General features: G+C 62.0%; 14 protein-coding genes. 2 read left to right on the forward strand and 12 right to left on the reverse strand.

What is annotated here, in order from left to right; translation table 11 throughout:
- Positions 1 to 293 precede the first annotated feature (293 nt).
- Together BM235_RS02370 and BM235_RS02375 are read left to right on the forward strand one after the other, a co-directional pair.
- Positions 294 to 1322, forward strand: a complete 1029-nt coding sequence (locus BM235_RS02370; RefSeq protein ID WP_090108921.1) for a LacI family DNA-binding transcriptional regulator — start codon at positions 294 to 296, stop codon at positions 1320 to 1322.
- A 5-nt stretch (positions 1323 to 1327) separates the two neighbouring features.
- Positions 1328 to 3292 (forward strand): glycoside hydrolase family 15 protein, encoded by a 1965-nt coding sequence (locus tag BM235_RS02375; RefSeq protein ID WP_090108922.1) that lies wholly within the window; start codon positions 1328 to 1330, stop codon positions 3290 to 3292.
- 299 nt (positions 3293 to 3591) lie between these two features.
- Here the strand turns inward: BM235_RS02375 and BM235_RS02380 are convergent, their stop codons facing one another.
- The 12 genes from BM235_RS02380 to purB form a co-directional block, all read right to left on the reverse strand.
- Entirely contained in the window at positions 3592 to 4608 is a 1017-nt protein-coding gene (locus BM235_RS02380; RefSeq protein WP_090108923.1) for a S66 family peptidase, read from the reverse strand.
- Positions 4609 to 4773: 165 nt separating this feature from the next.
- Complete coding sequence (locus BM235_RS02385; RefSeq protein WP_090108924.1) at positions 4774 to 5595, reverse strand: alpha/beta hydrolase family protein; 822 nt, start codon at positions 5593 to 5595, stop codon at positions 4774 to 4776.
- Between the two features lie 334 nt (positions 5596 to 5929).
- Positions 5930 to 7189, reverse strand: a complete 1260-nt coding sequence (gene purD / locus BM235_RS02390) for a phosphoribosylamine--glycine ligase (protein ID WP_090108925.1) — start codon at positions 7187 to 7189, stop codon at positions 5930 to 5932.
- A gap of 22 nt (positions 7190 to 7211) precedes the next feature.
- Positions 7212 to 8771 carry a bifunctional phosphoribosylaminoimidazolecarboxamide formyltransferase/IMP cyclohydrolase gene (purH, locus tag BM235_RS02395; protein ID WP_090108926.1) on the reverse strand — a complete coding sequence of 520 codons (1560 nt, stop codon included), beginning with the start codon at positions 8769 to 8771 and terminating at the stop codon, positions 7212 to 7214.
- A gap of 260 nt (positions 8772 to 9031) precedes the next feature.
- Positions 9032 to 9652 carry a phosphoribosylglycinamide formyltransferase gene (gene purN / locus BM235_RS02400; RefSeq protein ID WP_090108927.1) on the reverse strand — a complete coding sequence of 207 codons (621 nt, stop codon included), beginning with the start codon at positions 9650 to 9652 and terminating at the stop codon, positions 9032 to 9034.
- A complete protein-coding gene (purM, locus tag BM235_RS02405) occupies positions 9649 to 10695 on the reverse strand; it encodes a phosphoribosylformylglycinamidine cyclo-ligase (RefSeq protein ID WP_090108928.1) in 1047 nt (348 codons plus the stop codon). Before purM ends, purN begins: the two co-directional genes overlap by 4 nt.
- Positions 10696 to 10955: 260 nt before the next feature.
- Complete coding sequence (gene purF, locus BM235_RS02410; protein ID WP_369803452.1) at positions 10956 to 12593, reverse strand: amidophosphoribosyltransferase; 1638 nt, start codon at positions 12591 to 12593, stop codon at positions 10956 to 10958.
- Entirely contained in the window at positions 12578 to 14821 is a 2244-nt protein-coding gene (gene purL / locus BM235_RS02415; protein WP_090108929.1) for a phosphoribosylformylglycinamidine synthase subunit PurL, read from the reverse strand. The genes purF and purL overlap by 16 nt, the downstream gene beginning before the upstream one ends.
- Positions 14799 to 15491: a phosphoribosylformylglycinamidine synthase subunit PurQ gene (gene purQ, locus BM235_RS02420; protein WP_090108930.1), complete on the reverse strand. Its 693-nt coding sequence runs from the start codon at positions 15489 to 15491 to the stop codon at positions 14799 to 14801. The genes purL and purQ overlap by 23 nt, the downstream gene beginning before the upstream one ends.
- Positions 15492 to 15497: 6 nt before the next feature.
- Complete coding sequence (purS, locus tag BM235_RS02425; protein ID WP_090108931.1) at positions 15498 to 15740, reverse strand: phosphoribosylformylglycinamidine synthase subunit PurS; 243 nt, start codon at positions 15738 to 15740, stop codon at positions 15498 to 15500.
- Positions 15741 to 16176: 436 nt separating this feature from the next.
- On the reverse strand, positions 16177 to 17100 hold the full coding sequence (locus BM235_RS02430; protein WP_090108932.1) for a phosphoribosylaminoimidazolesuccinocarboxamide synthase: 924 nt from the start codon (positions 17098 to 17100) through the stop codon (positions 16177 to 16179).
- A 33-nt stretch (positions 17101 to 17133) separates the two neighbouring features.
- Positions 17134 to 18429: an adenylosuccinate lyase gene (gene purB / locus BM235_RS02435; RefSeq protein ID WP_090108933.1), complete on the reverse strand. Its 1296-nt coding sequence runs from the start codon at positions 18427 to 18429 to the stop codon at positions 17134 to 17136.
- Positions 18430 to 18435 lie beyond the last annotated feature (6 nt).

Genomic DNA, 18435 nt, shown 5'->3' on the forward strand with positions numbered 1-18435 from the left:
CCCTTGAAAGCGCTTGATCTACGTCACTCACTATACCGCATTCCATACAACTTGTAAAAACGTTTGCACAACTCATTTTCAAGCCTTTTTCCTATTTAATCGCTTGTTTACTTTCGGAAACGCCCTGATTCATACGATTTTCTTCGTTTTTTGATGCCGACTCCCTGTCCTTTATTTTTCTATTTACTTTGATAATCGGCTGGGATAGGATGAGTATAGTTGTTCATTCTTAGGCGCATCATAAGTTCAAACGTTTGCACATAATGTCTGCGCCACTCGCGGAGGTACCCGATATGGTCACCATCAAAGACATCGCGAGACTCGCTGGCGTATCCCCTTCTACTGTATCCAGAGTGGTGTCCAACCATCCGCGGATCAGCCCGGAGACGTCCCGCAAAGTAAAAGCGATCATGGAAGAGCAAGGCTATCACCCTAACGTGATGGCCAAGAGTCTCGTATCCAAAACGACGCAAACGCTCGGCATCATGCTGCCCAGGCCGGCCGAGGAGCTTTTTCAGAACTATTTTTTCGGCGAGCTGCTGCGCGGCATCGTCACCCAGGCGACGCGCATGAACTACGACTTGCTCATGACGACGGCCACTTCTTCGTCCGACGAAGTGAATACGATTTCACGTCTCGTCCGCGGACGCAGAGTCGACGGCGTGCTGCTCCTCGCCTCCAAGCGAGACGACCCGCTAATCGCTTTTTTGAGCCAGGAGCGGTTTCCTTTCGTCCTGATCGGGAGAAGCGAGGCATACCCCGATGCGGCCATGGTAGACAATAACAACGTGCAAACGGCATACGACGCCACTCAACACCTGATCTCCCAAGGACACAAGCGAATCGGCTTCGTGAGCGGTCCGCCCGACCTCACGTTGTCGCACGACCGGCTGCTCGGCTACCGGCAGGCGCTTGACGAGCATGACCTGGAGACGCGCGCCGAATGGATCGTCGAAGGCGAATTTTTGCAGGAGAGCGGCTTCCGCGCCATGTCCCAGTTCATGAGCCTGCCCGAACGTCCTACCGCGATCGTCGTCATCGACGATAATGTGGCCTTCGGCGTGCTGCGCGGACTGTCGGAGCTGGGCTACCGCGTGCCGGACGATATCAGTCTCGTCAGCTTCAACAATATCGCGCTGTCCGAGATGGCCTCGCCACCGCTGTCCTCCGTGGATATCGGGACGTATTCGCTCGGCTATACGGCGGTTCAGTCGCTGCTGCGCGTCATAAGCGGCGAGCCGATCCATCAGAATCCCGTCATTATCCCGCATCGCCTTATCGTGCGGGAATCCTCGATGAACCCGACGTTTAAAAGGAGCTGACAACTATGAACGACAACAAGCCCTATCTCGTGGATGCGGTCATCGGCAACGGGCGCACCCTCGCTTCGATCGGCCGCACCGGACGCCTCTACCGGCTATGGTGGCCGCATATCGATTTTCCGCAGCACGTGGACGTCATCCGGACGGGCCTCAAAATGGACGGCTTCGGCGACGGCACCGTCTGGTTCGACGAAGCGGACGCTGGCTGGACGCATGAGATCGCCTACGTGCCGCGCACGAATATCGTACAGATCGACGCGCGATCGGACCGGTATCCGCTGGAGGTCGCACAACGCGACTTCGCCGTGCCCGGTGCCGATATTGTCGTACGGGACTACGCGATCACGAACCGGTCGGATGCGGTAGTATCGTTTTCGTTCGTTTGGTACTCGTCTTTTCAGATTACCGAGAGCGCGCTGTACAATACGACGATGTTCGACGACGGGTCGGACAGCTTGATTCATTACCGGCAGCGCACTTTTTTTGCGGTTTCTAGTGCAAACGTTTGTGCAGGCTATCAATGCGGGCATGCGCGGGAGGGCGCGAATCACGCTTGGCTCGGCGGCAATGACATCGATATGCAGCCCGACGGTTCGCTCGTCTGGCACTTCGCGGACGTCGCGCCCGGCGAAACGGTCTCTATGCCGGTCTATATCGCCGCCGGCACGACGCGGGCCGAAGCGCTTGAGGTCATGGCCGTCGCCAAGGCGAAGCGCGCGGCAGACTGGCGCGCCAAGACCGAGGCGTATTGGCATGCCTACCTGGAGGCCGCAGCGCCTTGCCCTGCGGGTGCGGACGCCGATATCGCCGAAGCGTACGAGCGTTCGCTGCTAACGTTCCGCCTGATGGCGGACAAAGAGACCGGCAGCCTGCTGGCAGCGCCCGAGCCCGACGAGACCTTCTCGCGCTGCGGCGGGTACGCGTATTGCTGGGGGAGGGATGCCGCCTTTATTACGACGGCGCTCAATAAGGCGGGATTGACCGGCGTGTCGGAAAAGTTTTACGACTGGACGCTTACCGCCCAAGAGCCGAACGGCTCCTGGCAGCAGCGGCACTATCACGACGGCAGCCTTGCGCCTTCGTGGGGGCTCCAAATCGACGAGGGCGCCTCGATATTATGGGGCATGTGGCAGCTGTACGAGCAGACCGGAGACCGCAGCTTCGTTGAGCGGATGTGGCCGGCGATCTCGCGCGGCGCCGTCTTCCTCGCTTCCTTTATCGACGAGAAGACAGGTCTGCCGCTGCCGAGCATGGATCTCTGGGAGGAGCGCAAAGGCGAGCATACTTACTCTGCCTCCGCCGTGTGCGGCGGACTTAGAGCCGCAGCTGCCTTCGGCCGGCTGATGGGCCACGAAGAACCGGCGGCGCAGTGGGAGAAGATCGCGGCCGGCATCGCCTCGGCCATCGCGTCGCGCTGCTGGAACGAAGCGGAAGGCAGCTTCTACCGCGGCCTCCATCTGTCCGTCGACGCCGGCAGGTTCGCCAGCGCGGCCGCCCTCGGCGTTTCCGGCGCCGCATCCCGCGACGCCAAGGGCTACGAGCGGTTCACGCTCGACGTCGATCCGGTCGTCGACATCAGCCTGCTCGGCGTGTCCGTGCCGTTCGCCGTCCTGCCGGCGGACCACGACTATATGCGCCGCACGGCCGACGCGATCGAGCGCAAGCTGACCGTGCCCGGCGTCGGCGGCATCAAGCGCTACGAGGACGACGGCTACATCGGCGGCAACCCTTGGATTCTGACGACGCTCTGGCTGGCGCAATACCGCGTGCAGAACGGCCAGTTCGCCGAAGCCCGCGAACTGCTCCAGTGGGCGCTCGATCATCGCACCGAGACCGGCCTCTTGCCCGAGCAGGCCGACCGCGATACCGGCGCCCCCGCCTGGATCGTGCCGCTCACCTGGTCGCATGCGATGTTCGTGCTGACCGTGTCTATGCTTGCGGAAGCCGGGTATTGGTCGGGGAAGGAATGAGCGAGAACGACAAGCAAAAAGAACCGCCGCGAGGCGGTTCTTTTTGTTTTCCAAGAATCGCGCAAGTTCCCTTACGTCGGCGTAACGGCTGCAACGTTGCTTTTCCCGCTTGCTGCTATTCCCGAGCCTGGTCGCCCCGCTGTAGCCGCGATTTACACGCTTGCTGCCCGCAGTCGGTCCGGCAACGTTGCTTTTCCCGCTTATAGCCTCACTTTAGCCTCGTCGCCTCACTGTAGTCGCGTTTTTCCCGCTTCCAGCTATGCAGGCTAGCCGACAGCTGCATATTTCCGCCCATCCGCTCACGGCATGAATGTCTGCACGACCGTCCCCCGCCCCGCCTCAACCACGACCTCCGCGTACGCGCCGTTGACGAGCGTAAGCTGCGGCGGCTTGTGCCCGCAGTCGATGTCGTAGGCGACCGGCAAGCCCAACTCGTCGGCGATCTCTTCGAACATGTCGAGCTCGGTATAGCCTTCCCTCGGAATATGCACGCCGCTGCGGCCGAACAGAATGCCCGCGCAATTTTCGAACCATCCCGCCAGCTTCATCTGCACGAGCGAACGCCGCATATCCACCGTCGCCAGCTCGCAGTTTTCTAAATACCACAGCACCGGCTCGCCCGGAATATGCCGCTCGCGGAAAGCTCTCACGTCGCCATAAGGCGTACCGATCAGATGACGGATGACGTCGATGCAGCCGCCCAGTAGCCGGCCGCTCGCCTTCATCCGCTCCCCGCCTACGATCTTCCAGACGGTCGGCTCCGTCAAATGATAGACGCCCTGCGCAGGAGCAGCCTCGCTCCACGAATCCTGATGATGCGTCGAGGAAGTTTGCGCAACCGATTCTCCTTCGCCCGTCCATAGCACCTGCTCCCATGCTGCAGTCGTCGGATCGGTCCATTCGCCGCGCAGGTCTACGAAGTTCGTGCCGTGCGCCGTCGCCATGCCCGTCCGGAGCGTCACCGCGAGCAGCAGCACGCTGATATCCGAGTAGCCCATGATCCATTTAGGCGCAATCCTGTCGAAGTCTAGATGCTCCAGAACCTCGATCAGCAGCTCGCCGCCCCACGGAGGCATAACGAGATCGGTTCGGCCGTCCTGCAAAAACGCGTTCAGCTCCGCGGCACGCACCCGCGCCGGCGCCGATTTGGCCTTGTGCTGCGTCCATGTCGTCTCGCCTACGGCGACCTGATAGCCCTGCCGCTCGAACCGGGCGACTGCCTGGCGTATGAACGAATGCCGTTCCTCGGAAACGCCCGAAGACGGCGCCGTGACCCCGATCGTAGCCTGCTGCGGCAATTTCGGATAAACAATCATCGCTCTCGCCCCTTGACGGACACGAATATCCTGACGCGTCCGCATCGTTTAATCGTCTAATGAGAGTTTATCCTCAGCGGCGGCAGCCGTCTATCCGTCGGATCAGATCGCAGACTCGCCGCACAAAAAAAAGCAGCGGCCCGGGCCGCTGCGCTGTCGTATGAATCAGATGCTCCAATGCTGCCAATCCCGCTGACGCTGCTCATAGCCGCCGAGCCAGTCGCCCGTCGCCTTGAACAGCTGTTCTTTATGCTCGCCCTTCGAATACGTATGATCGGCCTGGAAAATGATCGACTTCTCGCAACGTCCCTCGCCGCGAAGCCAAAACGTCTTCTCCAACAGGAACGTATAGTCCACCGGAATCGTCTCGTCCCCGGTCCCGTGCACGAGGAATACGTCGCCCGGGAACTTTTGCGTTTCCTGGAACGGCTGATGCTTCATCAGCGCATCGAAGAACGCCGGCTTAATCGAATAGCCGAGGTAGTCCGCCTGGCCTTTGGTGACGGCTTCGTCGTACGCTTTGCGTCCCACGATTCGCAGAATGTCGTTGAACGGATAAGCGACCGGCGACCAGAGCGCCAGCGACTTCACGCGGCGATCGCGCACGCCCGTCAGCAGCGCGACCGATCCGCCCAGGCTATGGCCAAGCAGCGTCACGCGCGTCGGGTCGACGATATCGAGGCCGAGCGCATAGTCGAGCACCGCCCGCGTCTGTTCGATCATCGAATCGAGCCCGTGGTCCCCGTAAGCGCCCTCGCTCTCTCCGCATCCCGCGAAGTCGAAGCGGATCACCAAGCTGCCCCGACCGGCGAACTCGCGTGCCGCAAGTACGAAGAGCCGGTCCACGCCGATGCGATTGCCCACAAAGCCATGATTAATGATGACGAGCGGCAGCTTGTTGCACTCGTTCTTCCCTTCCTGAGAAGGATAGTGAATCGTGGCAGCGAGCGACAAATCGCCGTATCGTATCGTTAAAGAGCGCTCCATAAGAACGTCCCCCTTTTCCATTAATTCCGATTAATTTACTATGTATTAAATATAACGCCAGTCGCTCCTCCTGTCAACAAGGCCGGAGAGAAATAAAGGCGGGACTGGGGAACACTAACCATCTCGATTCGCAAAACCAACGAGGAGGTCGTCGAATGGAAGCATTCACCGAATGGGTGTCCGCGCATGTACTCACGTCGATGCTAATCGTCGGGTCGGTCATCGCCGTCGTTTTCGTGTTCGCGAACCGCAAGGCCCTATTTTACAAGCAGTAAAGGAAAGAGCCGCTCCGGCGCTGCAATAGCGCGGAAGCGGCTCCTTATATTCGATACGATTAAACCAAAGCCTTCGCGGCGATGTCCGTGCGGTTCTGCTTGCCCTCGAACGTAATGCCGGACGCTGTCCGGTAAGCTGCTTCGCGCGCTTCGGCGATACCGGCGCCAAGACCCACGATGCCCAGCACCCGGCCGCCGGCCGTCACGATCCGGCCGTCTTTCTCCGCGGTACCCGCGTGGAAAACGAGTCCATCATTCACCGCTTCGAGTCCGTCGATCGGCAGCCCCTTCGGATAGGAGCCCGGGTAGCCGCCGGACGCGAGCACGACGCATACCGCAGCCTCGTCGCTCCATTCGATCTCGATGTCGCCGAGTCGCCCTTCGAGCGAAGCTAGGATGATCTCAAGCAGATCGCTTTTCAGGCGCGGCAGCACCACCTGCGTCTCCGGATCGCCGAAGCGCGCGTTGAACTCGACCGTCTTGGGCCCTTCCGGCGTAAGCATGAGGCCGCCGAACAGCACGCCGCGGAACGGGCGGCCTTCGGAGACCATCGCGCGCGCTGTGGGCTTCACGATGTTCTCGATCGCCTCGTCGATGATCGACTGCGGGATGTGGGGCAGCGGCGAGTAGGTGCCCATGCCGCCCGTATTCGGGCCTTTGTCGCCATCGTATGCCGGCTTATGGTCCTGCGATGCAGGCATCGCCCGCACCGTCTCGCCGTCAACGAATGCCAGAATCGACATTTCCTGTCCGGTCATGAATTCCTCGATGACGATCTTGTCGCCGGCCGCGCCGAACGACTTGTCGACCATCGTGTCCTTGAGCGCCTGCTCCGCTTCCTCGCGGGTGAAGCAGACGGTCACGCCCTTGCCCGCTGCAAGCCCGTCCGCCTTGATGACGATCGGCACCGGCTGCGAAGCGAGATAGTCGCGCGCCGACGCGTAATCCGTGAACGTCTCGTACTTCGCGGTCGGAATGTTGTATTTATGAAGCAGATCCTTCATGAAAATCTTGCTGCCTTCGATCTCCGCCGCGGCCTTGTTCGGCCCGTATACCGGAATCGACGCCGCTTCGAACGCATCGACGATGCCCGCCGCCAGCGGATCGTCAGGCCCGACGACGACAAGGTCGATCGCCTGATCCTTGGCGAACTGCACGAGCTTGTCGAACTCCAGCTCCCCGATCGGCACCAGCGTGGCGAGCTGCGCGATCCCCGCGTTGCCCGGCGCGCAGAAGATGTGCTCGGCCTTCGGATTTTTGCGAAGCGCCCAGACGATCGTATGCTCGCGGCCCCCGCGGCCAATGACTAAAATACGCATGTTCTCTTTCTCCCTCCGCCGATCAGTGCTTAAAGTGACGGACGCCCGTGACGACCATCGCGATGCCTGCAGCGTTCGCCGCGGCCACGGATTCCGCGTCCTTCACCGAACCGCCCGGCTGGATGATCGCCGTGATGCCCGCCTGCGCCGCCAGCTCGACCGTGTCTCCCATCGGGAAGAACGCATCCGAAGCGAGTACCGCTCCGTTGGCCTTGTCGCCTGCTTGCTCGATGGCAATGCGGGCCGCGCCGACGCGATTCATCTGGCCTGCGCCCACGCCAACCGTCATGCTGTCCGCCGCGAGCAGGATCGCGTTCGACTTCACGTGCTTAACGACCTTCCATGCGAAAAGCAGCTGCTTCAGCTCTTCTGCGGTCGGCGCGCGCTCCGTGACGACCTGGAGGTCGGCCTCGTCCAGCGAGTGGACGTCGCTTTGTTGGACGAGCATGCCGCCGTCGACGCTCGTCACGAGCCATTCCGGCTTGCGCTCGGCCGCGCTCTGTACCTGGCTGTCGGTGCCGGTGGCGAGCAGGCGAATGTTCTTTTTACGGCTCAAAATCTCAAGCGCTTCCGGCGTGAAATCCGGCGCGATGACGATCTCGAGGAAAATCTGCGCGAGGCGGTCGGCCGTCTGTGCGTCGATCATGCGGTTCGCCGCGACGATGCCGCCGAAGATCGACGTCGGGTCGGACTCGTACGCTTTGACGTACGCTTCGTCGATGTCCGCGCCGATGCCGACGCCGCACGGGTTCATATGCTTGATCGCCACGACCGCCGGCTCGTCGAACTCGGAAACGATCGCGAGCGCCGCGTTAGCGTCGTTAATATTGTTGTATGAAAGCTCCTTGCCGTGCAGCTGCTTCGCCGTCGTAATGCTCGGGCCTTTCTTGGCGAGCGGCTTGCGATAGAAGGCAGCCTGCTGATGCGGATTTTCGCCGTAGCGCAGCTCCTGCACCTTTTCGTAGGTGAACGTCAGGCTCTCGGGCAGCGGATCGCCAAGCTGTTCGGCGAAGTACTCGGAGATGAGCGCATCGTATGCAGCCGTGTGGCGGAATACTTTCGCCGCGAGGCGCTTGCGCGTCTCGAGCGTCGTGTCGCCGCTCGCTTGAATTTGCGCGAGAACCTCGTCGTAGTCGCCTGCATCGACGACGACGGAGACGAACGCATGGTTTTTCGCGGCAGAGCGCAGCATCGTCGGACCGCCGATATCGATGTTCTCGATGGCGTCCTCATAGCTGACGTCGGGCTTGGACACCGTCTCCTTGAACGGATACAGGTTCACGACGACGAGGTCGATGTAGTCGAGGCCCAGCTTTTCCATCGCCTCTACATGCTCGGCGCTGTCGCGGATCGCGAGCAGTCCGCTATGGACGGCAGGATGCAGCGTCTTGACGCGGCCGTCGAGAATTTCCGGGAAGCCCGTCACGTCCGAAATGCCGATGACCGGCACGCCTTCGCGCTCGAGCAACGCATGGGTGCCGCCCGTCGAGATGATCTGCACGCCTTGCGCGGCGAGCGCGCGGCAAAATTCGGTGATGCCCGTCTTGTCGGATACGCTGACCAGCGCTCTTTTGATTGCCATGACTGTTCATCCACTCCTAATAGGGTTGATTAATGCCGCCGGGGTGGGGTTATCCCCTTCACACAGGACGACGGCGCGGTACCTGAGCGAACGGGATAAGCCCACCCCGGGGCTGTCATACGATAAGTCTGGGGTGACGCTTACGGTCGGAAATGGTTAGTTGCTAAAAGTATAGCAATGCGGTGCATCGTTAATCGGCGGCAGCGACGCACTTCCGAGCACGCAGCGATACGGCGCACCGTTACTCAAAAGCTCCTAACCTAATCTTTCACAGTAACGATACGACCCGCCAGCGAAACGCGGCCCTCTGCGATCAAGCGCACCGTACGCGGCAGGAGCTCGTGCTCGATCGCATGGATACGCGGCGCGAGCGTCTCCTCCGTGTCGCCCGAAGCGAGCTCGATGACCCGCTGGGCGATGATCGGACCGCTATCGAGTCCGCCGTCCACGAAGTGCACGGTCACGCCGGTCACCTTGACGCCATAGTCGAGCGCTTGTCCGATCGCGCGGATCCCGGGAAATGCAGGCAGCAGCGACGGGTGCACGTTGATCATTCGGCCTTCGTAGGCGCCGACCAGCACGTCCGTCAAGATCCGCATATAGCCGGCCAGCACGATCAAGCCGACTCCGCGCGCGGCCAGCTCGGCCGCGATTACGGTCTCATACGCCTCGCGGGACGCGTATTCCTTCGGCCGGAAGACAAACGTCTCGATGCCAAGCGCGCCGGCCCGGGATACAACCTTGGCCTCCGGCTTGTCGCAGACGAGCAGCGCGATCTCGGCGGGACCGAGATCGCCGGCCCTCGCCGCTTCGGCCAGCGCCTGGAAGTTGCTTCCGCTGCCGGATGCGAATACGGCGATCCGGAGCTTGTCGCGGCTCATTCGAATTCGGCGCGACCGAATGTCACGACGCGGGAGCCTTCGGTGACGCGGCCGATGACGTACGCCTTCTCGCCGAGCTCGCTAGCGAGCGCGACGGCCTGCTCCGCTTGGTCCGCCGGCACGACTAGTACCATGCCGATGCCCATGTTAAACGTCGTGTACATGTCGCGGTCGCTGATCGCGCCGTCGCGCTGCATGAGTCCGAACACCGGCTGCACCGGCCATGCGCCCAGGTCGATGTCGACGTTGACGCCCTCCGGCAGCACGCGCGGGATATTCTCGATGAACCCGCCGCCGGTAATATGCGCCATGCCTTTCACCTGCACGCTCTCGATCAGCTTGAGCACCGACTTCACATAGATGCGCGTTGGCTCGATGAGCGCTTCGCCCAGCGTCTTGCCTTCGAGCTCGGGCAGCTTGTCAGAGAACTTGTAGCCCTTGGTATCCAGCAGCAGCCGGCGAACCAGCGAGAAGCCGTTGGAGTGAACGCCGCTCGAGCCAAGCCCGATCACCGCGTCGCCGGCCGCGATGCCGCTGCCGTCGATCGCCTTCGGCTTGTCCACGATGCCGACGGTAAAGCCTGCGATATCGTACTCGCCGTCTTGGTACATACCCGGCATCTCCGCCGTCTCGCCGCCGATCAGCGCGCAGCCGGCTTGCTCGCAGCCGTCCGCGACCCCTTTGACGATCGCTTCGATCTTCTCGGGTACCAGCTTGCCGCATGCCAGGTAGTCAAGGAAAAACAGCGGCTCCGCCCCTGTCACGACCACGTCGTTCACGCACATCGCTACCGCGTCGATGCCGATCGTATCGTGCTTGTCCATTTCGAACGCCAGCTTCAGCTTCGTGCCGACGCCGTCCGTGCCGGAGACGAGCACCGGCTCCTCGTACTTGTCCTTGTTCAGGCCGAACAGCCCGCCGAACCCGCCGAGTCCCGTCAGCACCTCCGGACGCATCGTGCGCTTCACGTGCTTTTTCATTCGTTCGACCGCTTCATTGCCTGCGGCAATATCGACGCCGGCTTGTTTGTAAGCTTCGGACACTTGGGTTAAGCCCCCTTGGGTAGAATTGTAAAACTAAAATTGTTCCGCTATCCGCTCCGCAACCACCTCGGCGCAGGCACATAGCGCCAAAAAGTTCCGCTATTCACACCACAACAACCTCAGTGCAGGCACATAGCGGCAAAAAGCACCGCTATTCGCACCGCCGACACCTCAGCGCTAGTGAATAACGGCACTAAATGCCGCTATCCCGCGCCCCCGATGGCCGAGGCGCACGCCGCGTCAGCCACGCACCGCTCGCCTCAGTCGCAGCTGCAACTCGTCGCCTTGGCGTCCTCGAACTCCACCGGCGTCGGGTAGTCGTTGGTGAAGCAGCCGAGGCACAGTCCCCGGTCGTACTCGCCCTCCGCCCCGCCGACCGCCTCGAGCAGCCCCGGCTTGCTGAGGAAATAAAGCGAGTCCGCGTTGATCGCCTTGCGGATCTCCTCGACCGTCTTGCTCGACGCGATGAGATCGCGGCGATCCGGCGTGTCGATGCCGTAGTAGCAAGGATTCGCGAATGGCGGCGACGTGATGCGCACATGCACCTCGAGCGCGCCGGCCTCGCGAAGCAGATTGACGATTCGCAGCGAGGTGGTGCCCCGCACGATCGAATCGTCGATCATGACGACGCGCTTGCCCTGCACGACCTTGCGGACGGCGGACAGCTTCATCTTGACGCCCTTCTCGCGCAGCTCCTGGGAGGGCTGGATGAAGGTGCGTCCGGTATATTTGTTTTTGATGAGTCCGAGCTCGTACGGGATGCCCGTCTGCTCCGCGTAGCCAATCGCGGCCGAGATGCTCGAGTCCGGCACGCCCGTCACGATGTCGGCGTCCACGAACGACTCCAGCGCGAGCTGCTGGCCCATGCGCTTGCGGGCGCTGTGCAGGTTGATCGTGCCGATGTCGCTGTCCGGACGCGCGAAGTAGATGTACTCCATCGCGCATACCGAGCGCCGCTGCAGCACCGCGTAGCGTTCTTCGCGAACGCCGCTGCGGTCCAGCACGATGATCTCGCCCGGCTCCACGTCGCGAACATACTCGGCGCCGATGACCTCGAAGGAGCAGGACTCGGAGGCGAAAATGTAGGCGTCGCCGAGACGGCCCATGACCATCGGACGCAGGCCGTTCGGATCGCAGGCCGCGATCAGCACGTCCTTGGTCATGATCAGGAACGCGAAGCCCCCGATCAGCCGCGAGAACGCATCCTTGACCGCCTCGACCAGATCCTTGGACGAGCGCGCGATCATATGCGCGATAACTTCGGTGTCGCTCGTCGTCTGGAAGATCGAGCCCGACTCCTCGAGCTCCCGCCGGATGATCGGCTCGTTGACGAGGTTGCCGTTCGTGCAAACGGCCAGGTCGCCGCCCCGGTACTTGAAGACGAGCGGCTGCGCATTGGCCAACCGGCTCGCGCCGGCCGTCGAGTAACGGACGTGGCCGATCGCGTTGGCGCCGACGAGCGAGTCCAGCCGGTCGCGGTCGAATACTTCCTTCACCAGGCCCATGCCGCGGTGATAGTGGAAGTCGCCGCCGAGATTCGACGTGCAGATGCCGCAGCTCTCCTCGCCGCGGTGCTGCAGCGCGTGCAGCCCGTAGTAGGACAGCTCTGCGGCGTCTTTGTGCCCGAACACGCCGAACACGCCGCATTCTTCCTTCAGCTTGTCCATCATGCCCGAAGCCTGGTCGTTGCCCTGATTATAATAATCCCCGGTCCAGAAACGCGCCTCGGCGGCCGGCAGCCCTTCCGTCTGCGAAGACGGCAGGTCGCCGGTCCGTCCGCTCATGTCGTAAGGCAGGATGCTCGCGGTCGGACCGTGAGGCTGCCTGTCGGACGAGGCGCTTGCTCCCTCGACGACAGGCAGCGCACGGCCCGCTCCGGCGTTTATTTCATCCGGCATGGGATCGCTTCCTTCCATTCTGTGCGGAATTCGTTCACGGGTGCCTGAATTGCCGTATGTCCGTTGACCGCGATGACCAGCTCGTCTCCGCCTACGACGCCGAGCTTCTGCGCCGGTACGCCTTGTTCGGCGAGCCAGGCTTCGAGCGCCGCTGCGGACCCCGGTTTGACCGACAGCAAAATGCGCGATTGCGATTCGCTGAACAGCGCCAGGTCCGGACGCAGGTTGGTCGTGAAGTCGACCTTCGCCCCGAGACCGCGGCCGAACGTCGCCTCCGCTACCGCCGCAGCCAGTCCGCCTTCGGACAGGTCGTGCGCCGAAGCGACGAGGCCTTGGCGGATCGCGCCGAGCACGGCGCCGTGCAGCGCTTTTTCCACAGCCAGGTCGATGACCGGCGGGCGGCCTTCGGTCAGGCCGTGTACCGCGTATTGGAACTCGCTGCCGCCGATCTCCGCCTTCGTCTCGCCGAGCAAGTAGATGACGTCGCCTTCAGCCTTGAATTCTTGCGTCGTGATGTGGTCGATGTCCGTGATCAGGCCGACCATGCCGACGACCGGCGTCGGGTAGATCGCGCCCTTGGCGTTCTCGTTGTACAGCGACACGTTGCCGCCGATGACCGGCGTCTCGAGGAAGCGGCAGGCTTCGGCCATGCCGTCGACCGACTTTTCCATCTGCCAGAACACTTCCGGCTTCTCCGGCGAGCCGAAGTTGAGGTTGTCCGTGATCGCGAGCGGCTCGCCGCCCGAGCAGACGATGTTGCGCGCCGCTTCGGCGACGGCGATGCGTCCGCCGACCTCAGGGTCGAGGTACACATAGCGGCCGTTGCAGTCCGTCGTCATCGCAAGCGCCTTGCGCGTGCCGCGAATCGCGACGACTGCGGCATCCGAGCCGGGAACGACCGCGGTCGACGTGCGGACTTGGTAGTCGTACTGGCTGTAAACCCACTCCTTGCTCGCGAGCGAAGGAGAGCCGAGCACCTTTTTCAGCGAATCCGTCAGGTCGAGCATTTGCTCGTAGCGGTTCGTATCGATGGAGCCGTTTTTCAGATAGTAATCCGGCACCTTGGAAGGCTTGTTGTACACCGGGCAGTCGTCGACGAGCGCCTTGACCGGCATGTCCGCGACCTCTTCGCCCTTGTGGAACAGGCGGAGACGGCCGTCGTCCGTCACCTTGCCGACCTTCGCGCAGTGCAGTCCCCAACGCTCGAAGATCGCCTTGGCTTGCGCCTCGTGATGCGGCTCAGTAACGAAAAGCATGCGCTCTTGCGACTCGGACAGCATCATCTCGTAGGCAGTCATGCCTTCTTCGCGCTGCGGCACCTCGTCGAGGTACAGCTCCATGCCGTTGCCCGCCTTGCTCGCCATCTCGGCGCTCGAGCAGGTGAGGCCCGCTGCGCCCATGTCCTGGATGCCGAGCACGATGCCGGAGTCGATCAGCTCGAGCGTCGCTTCCATGACGAGCTTCTCCATGAACGGATCGCCGACCTGGACGGCGGAGCGCTTGGCTTCGGACTCGGCGGTCAAATCCTCGGACGCGAACGTCGCGCCGTGGATGCCGTCGCGGCCGGTGGCCGGACCGACGTAGAACACCGGGTTGCCGACGCCCTTGGCGACGCCGCGTTGGATCTTGTCGTGGTCGATGAGGCCGACGCACATCGCGTTGACGAGCGGGTTGCCCTCATACGCTTCGTCGAACATAACCTCGCCCGCGACCGTCGGGATGCCGATGCAGTTGCCGTAGCCGGCGATGCCGCTGACGACATGCTCGAACAGGTACTTGACGCGGTCGCTCTCGAGCTTGCCGAAACGCAGCGAGTTGAGCAGCGCGATCGGACGGGATCCCATCGAAAAGATGTCGCGGATGATGCCGCCGACGCCGGTCGCGGCGCCTTGATACGGCTCGACCGCGGACGGGTGGTTGTGCGACTCGATCTTGAAGACGACGGCTTGCTTGTCGCCGATGTCGACGATGCCTGCGCCTTCGCCCGGTCCCATCAGGACGCGCGGGCCGGTCGTCGGGAAGCGGCGGAGCAGCGGCTTGGAGTTCTTGTACGCGCAGTGCTCGGACCACATGACGCTGAACACGCCGATCTCGGTGTAGTTCGGCTGGCGTCCGAGGAAACCGCAGATGAGTTCGAATTCGGAATCGGAGACTCCGAATTGCTTGTAGATTTTCTGCTCGGCGATCTGCTGGACCGTCGGTTCTTTAGCGGGTGCTTGCTGCGCCATTGCGTTCCCTCCAAGCGTTCAGTACTGACGTAAACATCTTCGCGCCGTCCGCCGAGCCGAGCAGCTCGCTGACCGCGCGCTCCGGGTGCGGCATCATGCCGACGACGTTGCCCGCTTCGTTCGAGATGCCGGCGATGTTGCCGACCGAGCCGTTCGGGTTCAAGCCGTCATAGGTGAAAACGATCTGGCCGTTCGCCTTGAGGCTCGCCAGCGTCTCTTCGTCGCAGTAGTAATTGCCTTCGCCATGCGCGATCGGAATCGTGACGACCTCGCCCTTTTCATAGTCGCGGGTGAACGCGGTGTTCGCGTTCTCGACGCGCAGGCCAACCGGGTGGCAGCGGAACTTGAGGCTGTTGTTGCGGATGAGCGCGCCGGGCAGGAGACCCGCCTCGGTGAGCACCTGGAAGCCGTTGCACACGCCGAGCACGAACTTGCCCTCGGCCGCGGCCTTGCGCACTTCGTTCATGACCGGGGCGAGCTGGGCGATCGCGCCGCAGCGCAGGTAGTCGCCGTAGGAGAAGCCGCCCGGCACGAGAATGCCGTCATAGGCGGACAGGTCGGTAGCCGTTTGCCAGACATAATCGACATCCTCGCCCAGCACGTCGACGACCGCGTTATACATGTCCAGGTCGCAGTTGGAGCCCGGGAATACGATGACCGCGAATTTCATGAGGTCTCAGCCCTCCAGTTCGAATCGGTAGTCTTCGATGACGGTGTTGGCGAGCAGCTTTTCGCACATGGCCTTCACGCGCTCTTCGGCAACGGCGCGGTCGGTCGTATCGATCGTGAGCTCCATGTACTTGCCGATGCGGACCTTCGCGACTTCGTCGAAGCCGAGCGTCTGCAGCGAGCCTTGAACGGCGTTGCCTTGCGGGTCGAGCACGTTTTCCTTGATCGTCACGTATACCGTTGCTTTCATGGGATGGGTCTCCTCCTGGATAGGGACATGGGATAGGGGATGTATGGTCGAAAGTAGAGCGACGGAGGCAAAGTTACGGCGAGCTGCGGACGGGATTGCGGATGAAAGGGCGACGAGTGGCGCAAACCTTTCTCCTTGACCGGCTGCGCGGCGGGGAATAACTGCAAAAGTGCAGCTATTTGTCGCGCACCAGCGCCCCGGAGCTATATAACTGCAAATATGCAGCTATTTCAGCTCCGTGCCCGCGCAACGCTGCAAATGCCCGAAAATAAATGTATTTTTGCAGCTATTCCGGCGGCGCCATCTCAGTTGACGGAAAACAGATGTATTTTTGCAGCTATTCCGGCGGCGCCATCTCAGTTGACGGAAAACAGATGTATTTTTGCAGTTATCGGCGACGATAGCGGCGATTGCTCAAGCCGCGAATCGCGAGCCGCTAGTACTTGACCGCCTGGAACGTGTTGAAGCCGTAACTCGTCGGCTCCGTCAGCCGGCGGTAAATCTCCTGGTAGCGCGCCGTAGTCGCATTCACCACATCGTCCGGGAGGCGCGGCGGCGTGCTGTCGCGATCCCAATCCGTGCTGAGCAGGTACGTGCGTACCGGCTCCTTGTCCATGCTGTCAATCTCGATGTCGAGCTCGTACTTCTCTTCGGCCCAGAAGCGCGAGGAATCCGGCGTGAACAACTCGTCGATCAGGATGATCTCGTCGCCCAGCAGACCGAACTCGAACTTGCAGTCCGCCAGGATGATGCTCTTGTGCTCGCATACCGCGAGCGCGTAATCGTATAGCAGGAGGCTGCGCTTGCGAAGGCCGGCGGCCAGCTCCGAGCCGATGCGGCGCTCCATCTCCTCGAAGGAGATGTCCTCGTCGTGGCCGACGTCGTTTTTGCCCGCAGGGGTAAAGATCGGCTCCTCCAGCTTGGCGTTCTTGCGCAGGCCGGCGGGGAGCGGAATGCCGTTGACCTCGCCGTTCTTCTGGTACTGCCGCCAGCCGCCGCCCGTGATGTAGCCGCGCACGACGCACTCGATGTCGATCCGCTTCGCCTTTTTCGTGACCATGATCCGCCCGGCCAGCTTGTCGGGTTCGGAGACGAGGTCGCCCAGCTTGCGGACGTCCGTATGGACGACGTGATTGGGAACGAGATCCTTCGTCTTGTCGAACCAGAAGGCGCTAAGGCCGTTCAGCACCTTGCCCTTCTCGGGAACGGCGGGGTCGAGCACGTAGTCGAACGCCGAGATCCGGTCGGTCACGACGATGAGCAGATGCTCGCCGAGATCGTAGAGCTCCCTGACCTTGCCCTTGTGGATGAGCGGCGCCTTGACGAGCCCTTCCGCGGTAGATAACGCTTCTGTAGACATGTCAGCCTCCTGCATTCTTTATATAAGAAGAGATTATTCCAGACCGAGCCGCTTGAAAATCGTCTCGACGTGCTTCAGGTGCCACGAAGGGTTGAACGCGTCCGCGATCTCTTCGGCGCTCAGGGCGTCGGTGATCTCTTTCGTCTCGGAGACGATGGACTGGAAGTCGCGCTGCTCTTCCCAGGCTTGCATCGCGCGCGGCTGAACCGTATCGTACGCCTGCTCGCGGGAGAAGCCTTTGTCGATCAGCTTCGTCATGATGCGGCCGGAGAACGGCACGTTGTAGGTGCTGCGCATGTTGCGCTTCATGTTCTCGGGGAAAACCTGCAGGTTTTTCACGATGTTGCCGAAGCGGTTCAGCATGTAGTTCAGCAGCATCGTCGCGTCCGGCAGAATGATGCGTTCGACGGAGGAGTGAGAGATATCGCGCTCGTGCCACAGCGCCACGTTTTCGTAGGCGGTGATCATGTGGCCGCGGATGACGCGGGAGAGGCCGCTGATGTTCTCGCAGCCGATCGGATTGCGCTTGTGCGGCATCGCCGACGAGCCCTTCTGGCCCTTGGCGAACGGCTCTTCGACTTCGCGGAACTCGCTCTTCTGCAGCGCGCGGATCTCGGTCGCGAACTTGTCGAGCGAAGAGCCGATGAGCGCCAGCGTCGCCATGTACTCGGCGTGGCGGTCGCGCTGCAGCGTCTGCGTGGAGATCGGCGCCGCGCTGATGCCGAGCTTGTCGCACACGTACTGCTCGACGAACGGGTCGAGGTTGGCGTAGGTGCCGACCGCGCCGGACATTTTGCCGTACTGGACTTCGTCCGCGGCTCTGCGGAAGCGCTCGAGGTTGCGCTTCATCTCTTCGTGCCACAGCGCGAGCTTCAGGCCGAACGTCGTCGGCTCCGCGTGCACGCCGTGCGTGCGACCCATCATCGGGGTCGACTTATATTGAATCGCCTGGTCGCGAAGGATGGCGATGAAGTTCACGAGGTCGCGCTCGAGAATCTCGTTGGCTTGCTTCAGCACGTAGCCGAGGGCGGTGTCGACGACATCCGTCGACGTCATGCCGTAGTGCACCCACTTGCGCTCCTCGCCGAGGCTCTCGGATACGGCGCGCGTGAACGCGATGACGTCGTGGCGGGTCTCCTGCTCGATCTCGTAGATCCGGTCGATGTCGAACTTGGCGTTCTCGCGCAGCAGCACGGTGTCCGCCTTCGGGATATGGCCGAGCTCCGCCCAAGCCTCGCAAGCGCACAGCTCGACTTCGAGCCATGCTTTGAATTTGTTTTCTTCGGTCCAGATAGCCCGCATCTCGGGGCGGCTGTAGCGTTCGATCATGATGGA

The sequence above is a fragment of the Cohnella sp. OV330 genome (genome assembly GCF_900112065.1).
Taxonomy (GTDB): domain Bacteria; phylum Bacillota; class Bacilli; order Paenibacillales; family Paenibacillaceae; genus Cohnella.

Excerpts from the sequence above, each read along its gene's own strand:
- BM235_RS02370 (WP_090108921.1), top strand. The coding sequence starts at position 294 with ATGGTCACCATCAAAGACATCGCGAGACTCGCTGGCGTATCCCCTTCT.
- BM235_RS02375 (WP_090108922.1), top strand. The coding sequence starts at position 1,328 with ATGAACGACAACAAGCCCTATCTCGTGGATGCGGTCATCGGCAACGGG.
- BM235_RS02380 (WP_090108923.1), bottom strand. The coding sequence starts at position 4,608 with ATGATTGTTTATCCGAAATTGCCGCAGCAGGCTACGATCGGGGTCACG.
- BM235_RS02385 (WP_090108924.1), bottom strand. The coding sequence starts at position 5,595 with ATGGAGCGCTCTTTAACGATACGATACGGCGATTTGTCGCTCGCTGCC.
- purD (WP_090108925.1), bottom strand. The coding sequence starts at position 7,189 with ATGCGTATTTTAGTCATTGGCCGCGGGGGCCGCGAGCATACGATCGTC.
- purH (WP_090108926.1), bottom strand. The coding sequence starts at position 8,771 with ATGGCAATCAAAAGAGCGCTGGTCAGCGTATCCGACAAGACGGGCATC.
- purN (WP_090108927.1), bottom strand. The coding sequence starts at position 9,652 with ATGAGCCGCGACAAGCTCCGGATCGCCGTATTCGCATCCGGCAGCGGA.
- purF (WP_369803452.1), bottom strand. The coding sequence starts at position 12,593 with ATGCCGGATGAAATAAACGCCGGAGCGGGCCGTGCGCTGCCTGTCGTC.
- purL (WP_090108929.1), bottom strand. The coding sequence starts at position 14,821 with ATGGCGCAGCAAGCACCCGCTAAAGAACCGACGGTCCAGCAGATCGCC.
- purQ (WP_090108930.1), bottom strand. The coding sequence starts at position 15,491 with ATGAAATTCGCGGTCATCGTATTCCCGGGCTCCAACTGCGACCTGGAC.
- purS (WP_090108931.1), bottom strand. The coding sequence starts at position 15,740 with ATGAAAGCAACGGTATACGTGACGATCAAGGAAAACGTGCTCGACCCG.
- BM235_RS02430 (WP_090108932.1), bottom strand. The coding sequence starts at position 17,100 with ATGTCTACAGAAGCGTTATCTACCGCGGAAGGGCTCGTCAAGGCGCCG.
- purB (WP_090108933.1), bottom strand. The coding sequence starts at position 18,429 with ATGATCGAACGCTACAGCCGCCCCGAGATGCGGGCTATCTGGACCGAA.